Here is a 16,774-nt window from a genome sequence, read left to right as displayed (position 1 = left end):
CTTAATGGTCGCTCCGCACGCCTGCCTGGATGGCCAGGGGCAGGCGGTTTTCGGCGGGCGGGATGGGGCAAGAATAGAGGGGGCTGTAGGCGCAGAATGGGTTGTAGGCCTGGTTGAAGTCCAGCACGGCGTAGCCACTTTGAATTTGCCCCTGGCGCATATCGAGGTAGCGGCCACCCCCGTAGCTGCCGTGGCCATTGGTGCGGTCGGTGAATGGGATGAACAGATAATCCTGATAACCGGGCTTCTGCTGCAGGTCCAGGCTTTGGTACACGTTCAGCCGGAGGGCTTTGCCTTCCAGCGTGAAGTGCAGCTCTCCGTATTTTTGGTACAGCGGGCGGCGGGTGGTGCTGGTGGGCATGGCAAAGGGCGCCTGCGACGAGTCGCGCAGGAAGCGGGCCACCACGCAGGCGCCGTAGTTGGTGGGAAAGAAATCGAGCCCCGTGAATTTCTCCCGCGCCTCGGGCGGCAGCGGCGACTCCTGCGGGTTGCGGTACTCCGCGTTCAGGGTCTGTTGAAATTTAGCTACAGCCTCGGCGTGCTCCGTGGGGGTAGGGCGCGGGATTTGGGCCACCACCGCCCCTGAACAGAGAAGCGTAAACGCCAGCAGAAAGCAGGAATAAAGTTGATTCATGCCTGCAAAGTAAGCGCCCAGGCCCTCACTTTCTATCGGTTTCTGCTCAGTTGCTCAGCTACTCCGTTACCTGCTTATACACGGGCAACTCGTAAAACGGGCGCAGGAGCTGCACTACGTCCAGGGCGTCGGCCAGGGCTTGGTGGGCCACGGTATCGTCCTCGAAGCCGGCGCGGGCCTTGCAGGTTTGCATGGTGGGCAGGCGGGTGTCTTTGCGCCAGTTGAGGTAGAAAGCCGCCGGATCGAGCATGGCGGGCTCGGCGCGCACCAGGGTGCCGTAGCCGGGCAGCTCGCGCAGAAACCCCAGGTCGAAGGAGGCAATGTTTTTGCCAGCCATGGTCACGGTTACGCAGTTCTGCTTATCGGTTTTGAAGCCCTGGGCCAGCAGAAACTCGCGCAACTGGGGCAGCAGTTCCTCGGGGGTGCACAGCTCAGGGTTGGGCTCCTTGCGGGCTAGCTCTTCCAGCAGCCGGGCATTGAGGGCCAGCGCCCCGGCCGTACCCACGTACTCGGGGTGGCGCACCACGCGCCGGAAGGTTGGCAGCTCGGGCAGGGGTAGCAGCTTCTTGGTGTCTTCTACCACGGCGGCTAGCTCCAGAATCTGGTGGCGCTGGGGCTTGCCGCCGGAGGTTTCAAGGTCGAGGGAGAGGTAGCGCATAGGGTTCTGCTGTACGCGGACGGGCGCCGGGGCGTTGGTTTCCGGCCCTTCCCACCGGCGCACCATATTTCGGTGGCGGAGTAGTATATCCGGTTGGCAATCCTAGCTTTATGTCCCAGCGGTGCCCCTTCGCGTGCGGCCTAAGGCGCCGTGTGGGGGTAGGCGGCCGTTTAGGTGCGCGGGGGTTTATCCTGATGGCCGCCCCATCGCCCCCCCCCCCGGATGAGGGTAGCCGGCCTGCCGCGCCGGGCTTTACTTTATTTCTATCTTTCTTACGATGAGCTTCTTCCATGCTGTTACCGGGCTTGCCTTGCTGGTGGGCCTGCTTTCCCGTAGCCAGTGGGTGGCCGCCCAAAGCCCCGGCGCGGCGGCGCCTGCCCCGGCCGCGGCGTGGGCCCAGCAGCAGTACAGCCAGGCGCTGCGGGTGCACCCACTGCTCTACAGCGGGCCGGAGTACCTGGACTATGCCCGGCGGTACAGCACGCGGGTGGGCCACCAGTTTTTTCTTTCCCCGGAAAAGCAGCCGGGCAGCGTACTCTACAACCACCACCACTTCGAGGGCTTGCAGCTGGCCTACGACATTGTGCTCGACCAGCTGGTGCTGCAGCATGCCACCAGCCCCCTCAGCCTGCGCCTCATCAACGAAAACGTGGAGTCTTTCACCCTGGCGGGCCATCGGTTTATCCGGCTGGTACCCGACAGCGCCGCGGCCGGCACCCTCAGCACCGGCTACTACGAGGTGCTGGTGGAAGGGCCCGTGCAGCTGCTGGCCCGGCGCGTGAAGCAAATGCAGAAGAAGCTAAACCAGGACAAAGCCTACACCCAATTCTTCTCGATGGACAAGCTCTTTATCCGAAAAGCGGGGGTGTATTATCCGGTCAGCAAGAAAAGCTCCGTTACCCGTCTGTTTGCTGACCGCAGCAAGGAAGTACAGCGGTATGTGCAGGAGCACAAGCTGCGCTTCCGTAAAGCGCGCCGCGAGGCCGACATCGTGGAGCTGACCCGCTACTATGGCAGCCTGGGGCCGCACTGATACCGCCCATTCCTGCCTACCCCCTATCGTTACGCCTACGTTTGCTGCCGCGCCTGTGGTTTCCTATGAAGCACCTCTACTACCTGAGCATCTGGCTACTACTAAACTTGTTGCACCTGCCGGCCGGGCAGGCCCAGCAGCCTGAAAAAACGGTCAGCGGCGCGTTCAACCGGGTGCCGTTCGAGCAGTTTGCCGCCCAGCTTGAAGCCCAGACCGACTACCGCTTTTACTTTGACCCCGCGGCGGTGGACAGCCTGTTTATTACGCTGCAGGTGCAGGACGCGCCCGTACGCTCCGTGCTGGAGCGCGCCCTGCCCAACACGGCCTTTTACTTTGCCATAGACGACGAGCGGCGCGTGATTATCACCACCGGCGCGCCCCTCGAAACCACCCTGCCCCCCGGCTTCCTGCACCCGGGGGTAGGCACTACCCCCGCCACGGCCCTCAACCCCGCCGACGAAGCCCCCCCCGCCAGTGCCCCCGGCCGCTCGCGCTACGTGCGCGAGGCCGAGTACCGCGTACATGAAATTGGCACGGGCAGCGCGGGCAGCGCGGGCAGCGGCAAAGCTACCCTGGCCGGCCACGTCCGGGAGCTGAAATCGGGCGAGCCGGTGATTGGGGCTACCGTGTTCGTGGAGGCCCTGGCGGCGGGCGCTACTACCGACCAGTTTGGCTACTACTCCCTTACCCTGCCCGTGGGCCGCCACGACCTGCGCATCCGGGGCATCGGCCTCAAAAATACCCGGCGCCAAATAGTGCTTCGCTCCGATGGCAAGCTGGAGATTGAGGTGGAGGAAGACATTACCCCGCTCAAGGAGGTAGTAATTGAGGCGGAGAAAGACAAAAACGTATCGGGCATGCAGATGGGGCTGGAAAAGCTCGACATCAAAACCCTGCGCCAGGTGCCCACGGCCTTCGGCGAAACCGATATTCTGCGGGTGGTGCTCACGCTGCCGGGCGTGAAATCGGTGGGGGAAGGCAGCACGGGCCTGAACGTGCGCGGCGGCGCCACCGACCAGAACCTGATTCTGTTCAACGGCACCACCATTTACAACCCTTCCCATCTGTTCGGCTTCTTTTCGGCCTTCAACCCCGATGTGCTGCAAACCGTGGAGCTTTACAAAAGCGCCATTCCGGCTAAGTACGGCGGGCGGCTCTCGTCGGTGCTGGAAATCAAAACGCGCGAGGGCAATAAAAAGAAGTTTTCGGGCTCCGGCGGCATCGGGCCGCTGACCAGCCGCCTGACCCTGGAAGGGCCTCTGGTGAAGGATAAAAGCGCCTTTATCCTGAGCGGCCGCGCCAGCTACTCCGACTGGATTCTGCGCCGGCTCTCCAATGCCTCGTTCCGGCAAAGCTCGGCCGCCTTCTCTGACCTCAGCGCCCACGTCAGCCACCAGCTGAATGAGAAGAACACGCTCTACGCCACCGGCTACCTGAGCACCGACCGGTTCCGGCTGGCCGGCGACACGGCTTACCACTACCGCAACCAAACCGCCAGCCTGAAGTGGCAGCACAACTTCAGCAACCAGCTCTACGGCGTCCTGACGGGAGCTTACAGCCGCTACGCCTACACCATTGGCAGCGACGAAAACCCCGTGACGGCCTCGGAGCTGCAGTACGGCATCCGGCAAACCAGCCTGCAGGCCGATTTCAGCTACTTCCCCAACGCGCGCCACACCCTCGAGTTCGGGGCCAGCTCCTTGCTTTACCACGTAGCGCCGGGCAGCCTTACGCCCAGCGGCGCGGCTTCTCTGGTTAGTCCCAACGTACTGGAGCGGGAGCAGGCCCTGGAAAGCGCCGTGTACCTCTCTGACCGCATTGACCTGAGCCCGCGGCTTTCCGTGTCGGTGGGGCTGCGCTACTCTCTGTTTAATGCCCTGGGGCCGCGCGACGTGTACCGCTACGCCCCCGGCCTGCCGCGCACCGAAGCCACCCTGACGGATACCGTGCGCTACAAATCCGGCCGGGTGCTGGCTACCTACCACGGACCCGAGTACCGGCTTTCGGCGCGGTTTGTCCTTACCGATAACTCCTCGGTGAAGGCCAGCTACAACCGCACCCGCCAGTACATTCACCAGTTGTCCAACACGGCCTCCGTATCGCCGGCCGACATCTGGAAGCTCTCCGACGCCAACGTGCGCCCCCAGGTAGGCGACCAGTACTCGGTGGGCTACTACCGCAACTTCAAGTCGAACACCATTGAGGCCTCCGTGGAGACGTACTACAAGTCTCTGCACGATTTCGTGGACTACAAGAGCGGGGCTACCCTGCTGCTGAACCGCCACATCGAAACAGACATTGTGAATGCCGAGGGCCAGGCCTACGGGGTAGAAGTGCTGGTGAAGAAGCTGACGGGCAAAATCAATGGCTGGGTGAGCTACACCTACTCCCGCTCCCTGGTGCGCGTGAATGCTGGCACCCCCGCCGAAACTATCAATAAGGGCCGCTACTACCCCAGCAACTTCGATAAGCCCCACGATGTAACCCTGATTGGCAACTACCGCTTCAGCCGCCGCTTCAGCTCTTCCCTCAACTTCACGTACAGCACGGGGCGCCCCATTACCCTGCCCCTGGCCAAGTACTATGTGGGCAACTCCATGCGCGTGTTCTACTCGGAGCGCAACGCCTACCGCGTGCCCGACTACTACCGCGCCGACTTCGCCCTCAATATTGAAGGCAACCACAAAGTAAAAAAGCTGGCCCACAGCTCCTGGACGGTGGGCGTGTACAACCTGACGGGGCGCCGCAACCCCTACTCGGTGTACTTCAAGTCAGAAAACGGCCAGATCCGGGGCTACAAGCTCTCCATTTTCGGGCAGCCCATTCCCACGCTTACCTACAACTTCAAATTCTAGCCCCATGCCTACCCCTCCCTCCTGCTTGCCGGCCGTGCGCGCCCTGGGCCGGTGGCTGCCGGCGCTGCTGCTGCTAGGGCCAGTAGCCACCGGCCGGGCGGCGCAGGACCCGCTCGACAGCCTCCGGCGGGCCCTGGGCACCTACCAGCAGCGGGCTGTTGCCGAGAAGCTGTTTCTGCACCTGGACCGCCCTTTCTACCTCAGCGGCGAAACCATGTGGTATAAGGTGTACGCCGTTTCCCGGCCCCAGGCCTTTAGCGCCGTGGCTTACGTGGAGGTGCTGGACCAGGCCAACCGCCCGGTGTTGCAGGCCAAAATTCCGGTGCGGCAGGCCACGGGTCACGGCTCGTTTCAGCTGCCGGCTTCCCTGGCTTCGGGCGTGTACACGGTGCGGGCCTACACCAGCTGGATGCAGAACTTTGACCCGGCCTACTACTTCCAGCGCCAGGTAACGGTAGCAAACCCCCGGACGGCAGCCGACGGCCCTGCCACCACGGGCCCCGATTCCGTGGCGTACGACGTGCAGTTTTTTCCGGAAGGCGGCCAGCTGGTGCAGGGGTTGCGCAGCACGGTGGGCTTCAAGGTAACCTCCGGGGCAGGCACGGGGGTAGGCGCCCAGGGCCGCCTGCTCAACCAGGCCGGCACTACCGTGGCTTCTTTCCAGACGTTGCGCTACGGCATGGGCAGCTTCTCGTTTACGCCCGAGCCGGGCGCCACGTACACGGCCGTGGTGGCTTTGCCCGGCGGCCGGGTGCTGCGGCGCGGGCTGCCGCGGGTGTACGCGCAGGGCTACGTGCTGGGGCTTGAAGATGATGACGCCAAACCCCTGACGCTTACCGTCCGCAGCACCAGCGCCCGGCCCGAAACAATGTATCTGCTGAGTCACTCGCGGCAGCAGGTGGCCCTGGCAGCCCAGGCCCAGCTGATCAACGGGCAGGCTACCTTCCTGCTCGACCGCACCCAGCTGCCGGAGGGCGTTTCGCGCCTTACCGTGTTTAACGCGGAGCAGAAGCCCGTAGCGGAGCGGCTGTTTTTCCGGGTGCCCCGCCAGCAGCTTGTCATTAGCGCCCGCCCCGACAAGCCACAGTACGCCCCCCGCGAGCCGGTGCGCCTGGCCGTGGCTACAGCCGGGGCACCCGCGCTGCCCGCCCCGGGGGCCAGTCTTTCGGTGGCCGTGTACCGCCTCGATTCGCTGGCTACCGGCCCTACCCCCGACATTGGCAGCTACCTCTGGCTGGCCTCGGAAGTGCCAGGAACCGTAGAGCACCCCGAGTATTACCTTACCGCTACCGGCCCCGAAGCGGCCGCCGCCACCAACAACCTGCTGCTGACTCAGGGCTGGAGCCGCTTCCGCTGGGAAGACGTGCGGGCCCCTACCCCCCCGGCCTTCCCGTACCCGCCCGAGCTGTACGGGCCCATTATGCGGGCCCGGCTCACGCAGGTGGGCACTACCCAGCCGGCACCGGGCCTTCTTACTTACCTCTCGGTGCCCAGCCGCATTATCCGGCTGCAAAGCGGCCTGAGCAACGCGGCCGGGCTGGTACAGTTTGAGCTGCCGGAGGTGTACGGCCCCGGGGAAGTGATGGTGCAAACCAACCCGCGCCAGGACAGCACCTGCCGGATTGAGCTGCTGAATCCGTTTTCGGAGCGCTACCCGGCCGCGCCGGTCCCGGCCTTCGTCCCGCTGGCCCAGTACCCGGCCGACTACACCAAACGCTACTTTCAGCAGCAGGTCCAGCGGGTCTTTGCCAACCCGGCCCGCGGCCGCTACCGCCTACCCCCCGCCGACAGCACGGCCTTCTACGGCAAGGCCGACGAAACATATCTGCTGGACCGATATACCCGCTTTAAGGTGCTGGAGGAAGTGATGCGCGAGTACGTGCCGGGGGTGCTGGTGCGCCGCCGCAAGGATGGGTTTCACTTTATGGTGGTGGACCGCATCAACCAAACCACCTTCACCGAGGACCCCATGGTGCTGCTCGACGGGGTGCCCGTGTTTAACCTCAACAAGCTTATGGCCCTCGACCCGCTGAAAATTCAGAAGCTGGAGGTAATAACCAGCCGCTACTTTCACGGGCCGGCCCTGTACAGCGGCTTGGTGAGCTTTACCACCTACAAAGGCGACCTGGAAGGCTTCCCGCTCGACCCGCGGGTGCTGGTGCAGCAGTACGAGGGCCTGCAGGGCCAGCGCGAGTTTTATGCCCCGCGCTACGACACGCCCGAAGCCCGCCGCAGCCGCCTGCCCGATCTGCGCAACCTGCTCTACTGGAACCCCAGCGTAACCGCCACCGGCAGCGGCGCGCAGCAGCTGGAGTTCTACACCGGCGACCAGGCCGGCCGCTACCTGGTGGTAGTGCAGGGCCTTTCAGCCACCGGCTTGCCGGGTAGCACCAGCTTTACGTTTGAGGTGAAACAACCCCTGTAAAGGCAGGTCCTCCGTTCTTTAAAACAAAAGCAGCCCCGGCCTAGAGGCCGGGGCTGCTTTTGTTGCTGAATGTATGGCTACATGCTAGTGCTGCACTTGTATCTGCTGATGCCGGATGCTACCATCGGGGCCGGGCACCTGCAGTTGGTAAAGGCCCTCGGGCAGCTGGCGTACGTCCAGCACCACCTGAGCGCCCTTGGCCGGTGTCTGGCGCACCTGCCGGCCCTGCCCGTTGAAGAGACGTACATGACCTTTGGTGCCGGCAAGCAGGGGCACTATTAGCTCCTCGGAGGCCGGGTTAGGGTAGGCCGGGGCCACCGCCAGACGGGGCAGAATTTCGGGCTGGCAATAGAAACCGTTGGAAAACCGCTCCACGGTGCGCAAAGAAAAGTACCCGATTTTAACACCACCACAGTCATTGGTGAAGCGCACGGCTACGTTCACCCAGTTGCCCGGTCCCGGCAGCCGGACGCGCATGCCGGCCGTGCCTTGGTCGTCGAGCAGTTCCCCGCCCGAGGCGGTCCAGGTATAGCCGGTGTTGGTGCCCCGGTCGTTGTAGAGATTGGCCCACAGCGTCACGACGCTGCCGGCGCATACTTCCTCTCCATCTACCACGTCGCCGTAGGGGCTGGTAAAGTACACCAGGCCGGTGCCTAGTTTAAAGCCTACAGTATCGGAGCTGGTACCGCAGGAGCCCGAGCCGGCCGTTACCCGGATATAGCGGCGGCCCTGGTAGGTAGTGCCCTGGCTAGGAGCAGTTACCGTGAGGTAGGGCACGGTAGTGGTAGCCGTGGCTGGACTGAAATCCTGAGGCAGCTGCCAGGTGTAGGAGGTCACGCCCGAAATAGGCTGCACCTCCAGCCGCTTGGTTTCGCCCAGACAAAAATCGTAGTTGTTGGGCTTGAACACTACCTTACCTACTTGGGTGCTAACAGTAGTAGCATAGGTTACCGCAGGAGTAGTGCCGCTAACGCCGCCGCAGCTGTAGCTGGCCGAAACCGGAATAGAAATACTGCCGGGCTGCCCGCTGGGAATTACGACTACGCTGCTGCCCGTGCGCGGGGCTGGGGTCTGGTAGCTCCAGCCGCCGGGCAGGGTTGCGGGCCAGGTGTAGCTAACGCTGGCCCCACCACTTTGGCTCAGGTTGGCCGTAAGCGTGAGTGGGGTCTGGTCGCCGCAGGTCAGGGCCGCACGTGAGGCCGTGACACTGGTAAGGGTAGGCGGCACCCGCCGGATGGTCACGCTTTGCTCGAAGCTGATGAGAGTTGCGGGTGGGTTATTATACGTCGGGTTCTGGTTGCACTCGCGGCTCCACAGCACCACGCGCACTACTTCGTTTAGCTGACTGGCCGGGGCCGTAACCGTGATGGAGCGCCCACCCAGCCACCGGCCGGGGCCAAAGTCCGTAGCCGGCTGCGCGTTTTGCACCGTGAACGTGCTGGGCACTGTCCACACATACGCCTCCACCGGGTAGGCTCCGGCATCATCGTAATAGAGCTGCGGCAGCGTAAGCGTGAGCTGTTGCGCCCCACTGCACAGCGGCAGCTCAATCACGCTCGTATTATTGATCTGGGCGTTAATGCGCACCCCGAACACGCTCTTGATGATAATACTGGGGGTGTTTGAAGCTGAAACATCAACCCATTCTTTTATATTTCCCTGTGCATCTTTTACCGGCTTCTCAAGGCCCGAAGCTATAGAACCTGTGGCACCCATTCCCCACTTTACTTGGTATTCAGCAGTATTACTGCTGCTAACAACAGGTGAGTTGAGAAGCGCACCACCGGAGGCACTGGCTTTGTTAGTATTCACCCGGTATCCGGATGGGATGCTTTCCAGAACATAAGTGACCATCTGATTTGGGCAAACCGCTTTGGTATAAGTGCGGAAGGTTTGTGCGTAAGCACTGACTACAGATAACAGCCATACTAGAGTTATTAGCAAGGCTTTTCGCGAAGCAAAAAGGTAATTCTTTGACATAAGACAGGTAGAAAAATGAATAAAAAGCAGCCTCTACCCCTAGAGGCGTCCAAACAAGTAATGCACGCTGATTTGACTGAGGGGACGTAGTGTAGCACTTGTTTGGTTTTCTAAAGATCGGCCCTCTCCGATGCCGACTAGTTCCCCGGTATCCCTGAATGTCCGGACAATACTGCCTCTGAACCTATAATGGTTATATCGGACAGATAGAGCCGCTTCAGCACTTAGGTATAGGAAGGGCCGTAACTGGTAGCGTGCTCCCACCAAAGGCCTCGCGAACACCGCATATGTGCGTTGTCGATTCTGATCGTAAAAAGAAAAAACAGTGAGTTCCCCATTTACTACTTCTCCGCGCTCAGAATACTCTTTTGAGTGAAAAATCGTATATCCTACCCCCACATCCACCCCGGCGTAGCCAACCCAGCGGCGGGTCAGGGCTTTCTGCCACTCGTAGCCCGTGTAGGCTTCTACACTCAGGCTGCTCTCGCTGAAGTCGCGGTTCGTGAGGGGGTAGGGCTTGTAGCGCTTGGTGTAGCGGTAGCTGCCCACCGCTCCCAGGCGCCAAGCTTGGTTGGGCCGCACCTGCCGCTTGTAGAGCAGGCCCAGGGGTAGGGAACGGTTGTTGCGGAAAAAGCCCTCGAGCACGGGGCTGGCCGTCAGGCCCAGCTGGTGCTTGTAGGTGGTAGCCGAGTCGGGCAAAGGGGTAGGCGCTTGAGCCTGGGCCAGGGCGGGCGCCCCGCTCAGCAGAGCGGCGCAGAAAAGAGTACGCATGGAAAAGAAGGAAGAGAAATAAAGTACCTGCCGAGCAAGGGAAGACCACCGGCCAGAGCCAACGGCCGCTCGCTGCTACTGCGGCGCAAGATGGCGGCCTTTCCGCAACCAAACCAGGTAGCCCTGCCCGGCTTTGTGACTTTGCTTTTTCCAATAATTATCAGAACTATTTCCGCCACATCAGCGCGCAGCCTGTAAGGATCAGGCCGTTGCTGGCGGCAGCCGCGCGGCCGGGGGGGCACTGGCCGGGGCATAGCGTGACATTTGGTACCGGGGCCCAACCTCTACCCCACTGCCTTGCGTACCTTCGCAGATATGACCGACGCTCCTGCCCCCCAGCCCCACAAGCTCTTTCTACTCGACGCCTTTGCCCTGATTTACCGCGCCCACTTTGCCTTCAGCAAAAACCCTCGCGTAAACTCCAAGGGCCTCAATACGGGCGCCATCCTGGGCTTCACCAACACCTTGGTGGAAGTGCTCCAGAAGGAAAAGCCTACCCACATTGGGGTGGCCTTCGATGCCCAGAAGAAAACCTTCCGCCACGAGCAGTTTGCCGAGTACAAGGCCCAGCGCCAGGCCATGCCCGAGGACATCGGGCTGGCCATTCCCTACATCAAGCGCATCATCCAGGCCTTCAACATCCCCATTCTGATGGTGGATGGCTTCGAAGCCGACGATGTAATTGGGACTCTGGCCCAACGCGCTGAAAAGCAGGGCTTCGGGGAGGTGTTCATGATGACGCCCGACAAGGATTACTGCCAGCTGGTAACCGACTGCATCAAGATTTACCGGCCCGCCTTCATGGGCAACGCCGCCGAGGTGCTGGATGTAAAGCACGTGCTGGAGCGCTTCGAGATTGAGCGCGTAGAGCAGGTCATTGACATTCTGGGCCTGCAGGGCGACGCCTCCGACAACATTCCGGGCATTCCGGGCATTGGGGAGAAAACCGCCAAAAAGCTGGTGCAGGAGTTCGGCTCGGTGGAAAACCTGATTGCCAACGTGGACCAGCTCAAGGGCAAGCAGCAGGAAAACGTGCGCAACTTCGCCGAGCAGGGCCTGCTGAGCAAGGAGCTGGCCACCATCCACCTCGACGTGCCCATCGAGTTCCATGAGGAGAACCTGCGCCTGGAGCAGCCCAACGTAGAGGCGCTGCGGCAGCTGTTCGAGGAGCTGGAGTTCCGGCAGCTGGCAGCTCGGGTGCTGGGCGGGGGTAGCGCCGCCGGCATCTCGGCCGCACCCGACCGCGCCAACCCGCGGGCCGGCTCGCGCCGCCCGCACGTAGCGGAGGGTCAGGGCAGCCTTTTTGCGTCCTCTGCCGACGCGGCCGTGGGTATTGCTGCCGAAGAAGGCGAAACCGGCTCCTTCGGGGCGCCTGCCGGCCCGCGCCTTACCCTGCAGGACGTGCCCCACCAATATCACCTCATCGACACGCCCGAGCTGCGCCAGAGCCTGCTGAAGTTTCTGCTCCAGCAAACCGAAGTCAGCTTCGATACCGAAACTACCGGCCTCGACACTATGACGGCCCGTTTAGTGGGCCTGTCCTTCTGCTGGCTACCCGGTGAGGCCTACTATGTGCCCGTTCCGCACGATGACGCGGCCGCAGCCCAGGCCCTGGTCGATGAGTTCCGGCCCTTCTTTGATGCTGAGCAGATTGTGAAAGTGGGTCAGAACATCAAGTACGACCTAACTATTCTGAAGCACTACGGCGTAACCATGCGCGGCAAGCTGTTTGACACCATGCTGGCGCACTACCTGCTGGAGCCCGACATGCGCCACAACATGGATGTGCTGGCCGAGACTTACCTGCACTACACGCCCGTGAGCATTCTGGAGCTCATCGGCCCCAAAGGCAAAAACCAGAAAACCATGGCCGACCTACCCCCCGCCGAGGTGTCAGACTATGCCTGCGAGGATGCCGACGTGACCCTGCAGCTCAAGCACGTCTTCGAGCCCATGCTCAAGGAGGTAGGACTGCTCGACCTGCTGAACGAGGTCGAAAACCCGCTGGTGCCGGTACTGGCCGACATTGAGTACGAGGGGGTGAAGATTGACTCCTCGGCCATGGGCGAATACTCGGCCGAGCTGCAGGGCTACATTCAGGACATTGAGAAGCAGATTTTCTCGGAAGCCGGGCAGGAGTTCAACATTGGCTCCCCGAAGCAGCTGGGCGAAGTATTATTCGATAAAATGGGCCTGGGCGGGGGCAAAATCAAGAAAACCAAAACCGGCCAGTACGCCACCGGCGAGGAAATCCTGAGCCAGCTGGCCGCCGACGCCCCCGTTGCCGGCCTGATTCTGGAGCACCGCCAGCTCACCAAGCTGCGCTCCACCTACGTGGAGGCCCTACCCCAGCTGGTATGTGAAGCCGATGGGCGCGTGCACACGTCCTTCAACCAAGCCGTAACGGCCACCGGCCGCCTCAGCTCCACCAACCCCAACCTGCAGAACATTCCGATCCGCACGGAGAAAGGCCGGGAAATCCGCAAGGCCTTTGTGCCGCGCGATGAGCAGCACGTACTGCTGGCCGCCGACTACTCGCAGGTGGAGCTGCGCATCATGGCCGACTTCTCGGGTGACCAGACCATGATTGAAGCCTTCCGCCAGGGCCTCGATATTCACACCAGCACCGCCAGCAAGGTATTCCACGTACCCCTGGACCAGGTAGATGGCGAGATGCGCCGCAAAGCCAAAACCGTCAATTTTGGTATCATCTATGGCATTTCAGCCTTTGGGCTGGCCCAGCGCATTGGCATTTCGCGCAAGGAAGCTACTGACATCATCGAGACCTACTTCGAGGAGTTTTCGTCGGTGAAGAAGTTCATGGACGACAGCATCAACAAGGCCCGGGAGTTGGAGTACGCCACTACCCTGCTGGGCCGCCGCCGCTACCTCCGCGACATCAACTCGCGCAACGCTACCCTGCGCGGCTACACCGAGCGCAACGCCATCAACGCCCCCATTCAAGGCACCGCCGCCGACATCATCAAGAAAGCCATGATCAACATCCATGAGTGGCTGATTCAGGAGAAGCTCGGCACCAAAATGATTCTGCAGGTACACGACGAACTGGTGTTCGACGCCGTGCAGGAAGAAGTGGAGTACATCACGCCCAAGATCAAGGAACTGATGTCCAACGCTTTGCTCCTACCCCACGGCGTGCCCCTGGAGGTAGAAGTAGGCACCGGCCGCAACTGGCTGCAGGCCCACTAAGCCCCATTACCAGCAAAGCGCCTGTTATTCTGAGCAGAGTCAGGAATTTGGGTTAAGCCATCAAATGGCAAACTCAGATTCCGCCTGCATCGGAATGACAGGCGCTTTTCGTGGGAGTAACTGCCCAAACGAGGTAGCCGGCCGCCCTACCCGGCCGTATAGAGGGAACCAGGCTAATCCTGGCCCCTACCTCCAATGCTGAAAAAAACGCATACCACCACCCTGCAAAACGTAGCCCGCGGCATACTGGGCTCGTTCATGATAGTAGCCGGCACGGGCCACCTCACCTTCGCCCGCCAGGAGTTTCAGGCCCAGGTTCCCGACTTCGTACCCTTGGACAAGGATACTACCGTGCTGGCCTCCGGGGTAGTGGAAATCGGGCTGGGGCTGGCGCTGCTGGCCCTGAAAGGCCGGAACCGGGTGCGCATGGGCATTGGGCTGGCCGCGTTTTACGCTGCCGTATTTCCGGGCAACGTGCACCAGTACACCCACCATATTTCCGCTTTCGGCCTCGATACGGACGCCAAGCGCTTCGGGCGGCTGTTTTTCCAGCCCGTGCTCATGGGCTGGGCTCTGTGGAGTACGGGGGCGCTGCGGGGGGTAGCCTCGCGCCGCAATGGGTAGCATTTTAGTGCCCGGAACGCAAACTACCCGGCCCCGCCGTCGGTTTCACAGCATATGACTACGGATTCTTTTTTCGACGTGGTGGTAATCGGGGCCGGACCCGTGGGGCTGGCCTGCGCCATTGAGGTGCAGCGGCGCGGGTTTACGGCCTGCGTGATAGATAAAGGCGCGCTGGTGAATTCCATCATCGGCTACCCCACCAACATGGAGTTTTTCTCTACCCCCGAGCTGCTCGAAATCGGCGGCCACCCCTTCCCGACCAGCCACTATAAACCCCTGCGCGAAGATGGCCTCGACTATTACCGCCGGGTAGCCTTTGCCGAAAACCTGCAGCTGCGCCTCTACGAGCGGGTGCTGGGGCTGGAAGGCGAGCCGGGCCGCTACGAGGTGGTCACGGAAAAAGGCCGCATTGCGTGCCGCTTCGTAATTGTGGCTACGGGCTTCTACGACGTGCCCAACTACCTGCGCGTACCCGGCGAAGACCTGCCCCATGTTTCGCACTACTACAAGGAGCCCTACCCCCACACTGGCCAGCAAGTGGTAGTGGTAGGCGCCAAAAACTCCTCGGCCAAAGCCGCCCTGCAGCTGCTGCGCGCCGGGGCCGACGTAACCATGGTGGTGCGCGGCCCGGAAATCAGCGAGTCGGTGAAGTACTGGATCCGGCCCGATCTGGTGAACCGCATTAAGGAAGGCCGCATCAAAGCGCTTTTCAACACCACCATCCGGCGCATCACCCCGGAAACCGTGGAGGTGCAAACCCCGGACGGCCCCCAGACCCTACCCGCTACCTACGTGTACGCCCTCACCGGTTACCACCCCGATTTTGAGTTTCTGGCGGCCCTGGGCATCACCTGCCAGACCGACGCCGCCCAAACCCCCACCCACGACGCCGATACGCTGGAAACCAACCGCCCCGGCGTGTACCTAGCCGGCACCGTGTGCGGGGGCCTGAACACCAGCCGCTGGTTTATCGAGAATGGCCGCTACCACGCCCAGGTAATTGCCGCCCGCCTGGCCGGCGAAGCCGCGCCTGAGCTGCCGCAGGTGCTCCAGCCCGTGCAGCTAACCCGCTGATCAATCAAGCAGTCAATAAAAAAGCCTTCCCGCATGAGCAGGAAGGCTTTTTCGCTACATAAGGGGTAGGACCCAGGGCTTACTGCGGGAAGCGTACACCGCGGTAGTTGTTGGGGTTTACCTGCCCGATCTTCGAGCCATACTTGGCGTTGATGGCCTTAATCATTTCGTTGGCCACGAAGGCGTAGCCGCGGGGCGTGGGGTGCACACCATCCAGGGAGAACAGGTTGCCCGAAATAAAGCTGGCCGTGTTGTTTACGCCGTTGCTCACGATGCCGCTACCAGCCACGCTGGTGAAGTAAGCATTGGCATCGAAAATAGCCAGGCCTTTCTCGTTGGCTTTGCTGCGGATGGTGTTGTTGAAGGCCGTGGTAGCAGTGCGCACCAGGCCCTGCTCCACATCATCCAGCACGAACAGGCTGGGAATGGGGTTGCCGGCGCTGGTACCGAAGGTAGCCGTGGTATCAATGCCATAAGCCGTCAGGAACAGGCTGAGGCCGGCGGCCGGCTGCCCGCTCTGCGCGTACACGTAGCGCCAGGCGCGGCCGGTGCGCTGGTTTAACAGGCCCAGGAAGGGCGAGGACGTCAGGGTGAACAGCTGCCGGCCCGTGCCGCTGGCGTCCCGGATATCAGCCGTCGTGATTTGCTTGCGGTTACCGGAGGTGGGGCCGCCAGCCGCCGAGCCCGTCTGGATAACCAGGCCGGGTACGTTCAGGGTCGTCAGGGTAGCCTTGAACGTGGGGCCTACCGTGGTGAAGAACGGGATGTTGGTCACGTCCGGAATGGTAGCCACCAGGCCCTTGGCGCCGTTAGCAGTCAGGGCGTCAATAATTTTGGTGTTCTTCTCCGTGAAGACCGCCGGGGTGGTGAGGCTATTGGCGGCCCCGCCAGCCGTGGCGTAGCCCAGCACGTCGTTGTTACCGAGCCAGTTGGTGAAGAAGGTAGGGTTGGAAGCCGCTACGCGGGCCAGGTAGGTTTGGGTAGTAACCTGGGCGTCGGGGGTAATCCGCTCGAAGTACGGGTTGCCCTGAGCGTAGCCAGCCGTTTCGATATCCGAGAGACGGATGCCGGGCACGCCCAGGTTGTTGACGGGCTCGGTGTACTTGGTGTAGAGCGGGCGGGCAGCCGTAGCGCCGGCGCGCAGGGCCAGCCTATCGGTTACGGACGCCGTAATGGGAGCGCCAGCCGCCGTAAAGCCGGCCAGGCGCAGGTAGCCCGAGCCATTGCTCTGGGCCTCCGAGAACAGGGGCTGCACAAAATCGCCGCCGCCGGCTTCGCGGAACTGCTGGGCCAGCAGGTTGGGGTAGGAATTCAGCTGACCTTCCAGGTACAGGCCCCCATCAGAAAAGCCGGCCGTAAGGGAGTTGCCCACGGCAATGTAGCGCGAGAAGTCAGCCGAGCCGCTGCTGGGCTTGAAGTCGTCTTCCAGATCGGGCTGGCAGGCGCTGAGGCCCAGCCCAAGCAGCGCCGCTACGGGAGTAAACTTGCGAATCAGAAACGTATTCATGGG

The 16,774-nt window shown here is 62.0% G+C and carries 11 protein-coding genes; 6 read left to right on the top strand and 5 right to left on the bottom strand.

The annotated features are described in order from the left end of the window. Nucleotide 1: 1 nt before the first annotated feature. Nucleotides 2-634: a DUF1684 domain-containing protein gene (locus GGU46_RS14720; protein ID WP_183404338.1), complete on the bottom strand. Its 633-nt coding sequence runs from the start codon at nt 632-634 to the stop codon at nt 2-4. A 58-nt stretch (nt 635-692) separates the two neighbouring features. Further along, nucleotides 693-1,358 (bottom strand): 3'-5' exonuclease, encoded by a 666-nt coding sequence (locus GGU46_RS14715; protein ID WP_183404337.1) that lies wholly within the window; start codon nt 1,356-1,358, stop codon nt 693-695. A 211-nt stretch (nt 1,359-1,569) separates the two neighbouring features. Between GGU46_RS14715 and GGU46_RS14710 the strand changes: the two genes are divergently transcribed. The 3 genes from GGU46_RS14710 (at nt 1,570) to GGU46_RS14700 (ending at nt 7,605) form a co-directional block, all read left to right on the top strand. Continuing rightward, nucleotides 1,570-2,325, top strand: a complete 756-nt coding sequence (locus tag GGU46_RS14710) for a hypothetical protein (protein WP_183404336.1) — start codon at nt 1,570-1,572, stop codon at nt 2,323-2,325. 65 nt (nt 2,326-2,390) lie between these two features. Then, nucleotides 2,391-5,180 carry a TonB-dependent receptor gene (locus tag GGU46_RS14705; protein ID WP_183404335.1) on the top strand — a complete coding sequence of 930 codons (2,790 nt, stop codon included), beginning with the start codon at nt 2,391-2,393 and terminating at the stop codon, nt 5,178-5,180. A 4-nt stretch (nt 5,181-5,184) separates the two neighbouring features. After that, the gene (locus GGU46_RS14700) at nt 5,185-7,605 is read left to right on the top strand and encodes a hypothetical protein (RefSeq protein WP_183404334.1); all 2,421 of its coding nucleotides are present in this window, start codon (nt 5,185-5,187) and stop codon (nt 7,603-7,605) included. 84 nt (nt 7,606-7,689) lie between these two features. On the opposite strand, the gene GGU46_RS14695 is transcribed toward GGU46_RS14700, so the two are convergent. Together GGU46_RS14695 and GGU46_RS14690 are read right to left on the bottom strand one after the other, a co-directional pair. After that, the gene (locus GGU46_RS14695; RefSeq protein ID WP_183404333.1) at nt 7,690-9,201 is read right to left on the bottom strand and encodes a T9SS type A sorting domain-containing protein; all 1,512 of its coding nucleotides are present in this window, start codon (nt 9,199-9,201) and stop codon (nt 7,690-7,692) included. A 423-nt stretch (nt 9,202-9,624) separates the two neighbouring features. Continuing rightward, entirely contained in the window at nt 9,625-10,356 is a 732-nt protein-coding gene (locus GGU46_RS14690) for a hypothetical protein (protein WP_183404332.1), read from the bottom strand. A 315-nt stretch (nt 10,357-10,671) separates the two neighbouring features. Here GGU46_RS14690 and polA point away from each other — a divergent pair, with 315 nt between their 5' ends. From polA to GGU46_RS14675, 3 genes are all read left to right on the top strand, one after another. Next, nucleotides 10,672-13,566, top strand: coding sequence for a DNA polymerase I (gene polA, locus GGU46_RS14685; RefSeq protein WP_183404331.1), 2,895 nt, complete (start codon nt 10,672-10,674; stop codon nt 13,564-13,566). A gap of 195 nt (nt 13,567-13,761) precedes the next feature. Beyond that, complete coding sequence (locus GGU46_RS14680; protein ID WP_183404330.1) at nt 13,762-14,190, top strand: DoxX family protein; 429 nt, start codon at nt 13,762-13,764, stop codon at nt 14,188-14,190. 54 nt (nt 14,191-14,244) lie between these two features. Then, nucleotides 14,245-15,264 (top strand): YpdA family putative bacillithiol disulfide reductase, encoded by a 1,020-nt coding sequence (locus GGU46_RS14675; protein ID WP_183404329.1) that lies wholly within the window; start codon nt 14,245-14,247, stop codon nt 15,262-15,264. Nucleotides 15,265-15,343: 79 nt separating this feature from the next. Here GGU46_RS14675 and GGU46_RS14670 read toward each other — a convergent pair whose 3' ends face one another. Beyond that, on the bottom strand, nt 15,344-16,771 hold the full coding sequence (locus tag GGU46_RS14670) for an SGNH/GDSL hydrolase family protein (RefSeq protein ID WP_139924851.1): 1,428 nt from the start codon (nt 16,769-16,771) through the stop codon (nt 15,344-15,346). Nucleotides 16,772-16,774 lie beyond the last annotated feature (3 nt).

Origin of the sequence: Hymenobacter latericoloratus (assembly GCF_014199535.1) — a bacterium.
GTDB lineage: Bacteria > Bacteroidota > Bacteroidia > Cytophagales > Hymenobacteraceae > Hymenobacter > Hymenobacter latericoloratus.
Note: the sequence above shows the minus strand (reverse complement) of the source record. Positions and strands in the feature narration are given on the sequence as shown.

Coding starts and splice junctions, on each gene's coding strand:
- GGU46_RS14710 (WP_183404336.1), top strand. CDS start 1,570: ATGAGCTTCTTCCATGCTGTTACCGGGCTTGCCTTGCTGGTGGGCCTG.
- GGU46_RS14675 (WP_183404329.1), top strand. CDS start 14,245: ATGACTACGGATTCTTTTTTCGACGTGGTGGTAATCGGGGCCGGACCC.
- GGU46_RS14720 (WP_183404338.1), bottom strand. CDS start 634: ATGAATCAACTTTATTCCTGCTTTCTGCTGGCGTTTACGCTTCTCTGT.
- GGU46_RS14680 (WP_183404330.1), top strand. CDS start 13,762: ATGCTGAAAAAAACGCATACCACCACCCTGCAAAACGTAGCCCGCGGC.
- GGU46_RS14700 (WP_183404334.1), top strand. CDS start 5,185: ATGCCTACCCCTCCCTCCTGCTTGCCGGCCGTGCGCGCCCTGGGCCGG.
- GGU46_RS14705 (WP_183404335.1), top strand. CDS start 2,391: ATGAAGCACCTCTACTACCTGAGCATCTGGCTACTACTAAACTTGTTG.
- GGU46_RS14670 (WP_139924851.1), bottom strand. CDS start 16,771: ATGAATACGTTTCTGATTCGCAAGTTTACTCCCGTAGCGGCGCTGCTT.
- polA (WP_183404331.1), top strand. CDS start 10,672: ATGACCGACGCTCCTGCCCCCCAGCCCCACAAGCTCTTTCTACTCGAC.
- GGU46_RS14690 (WP_183404332.1), bottom strand. CDS start 10,356: ATGCGTACTCTTTTCTGCGCCGCTCTGCTGAGCGGGGCGCCCGCCCTG.
- GGU46_RS14715 (WP_183404337.1), bottom strand. CDS start 1,358: ATGGTGCGCCGGTGGGAAGGGCCGGAAACCAACGCCCCGGCGCCCGTC.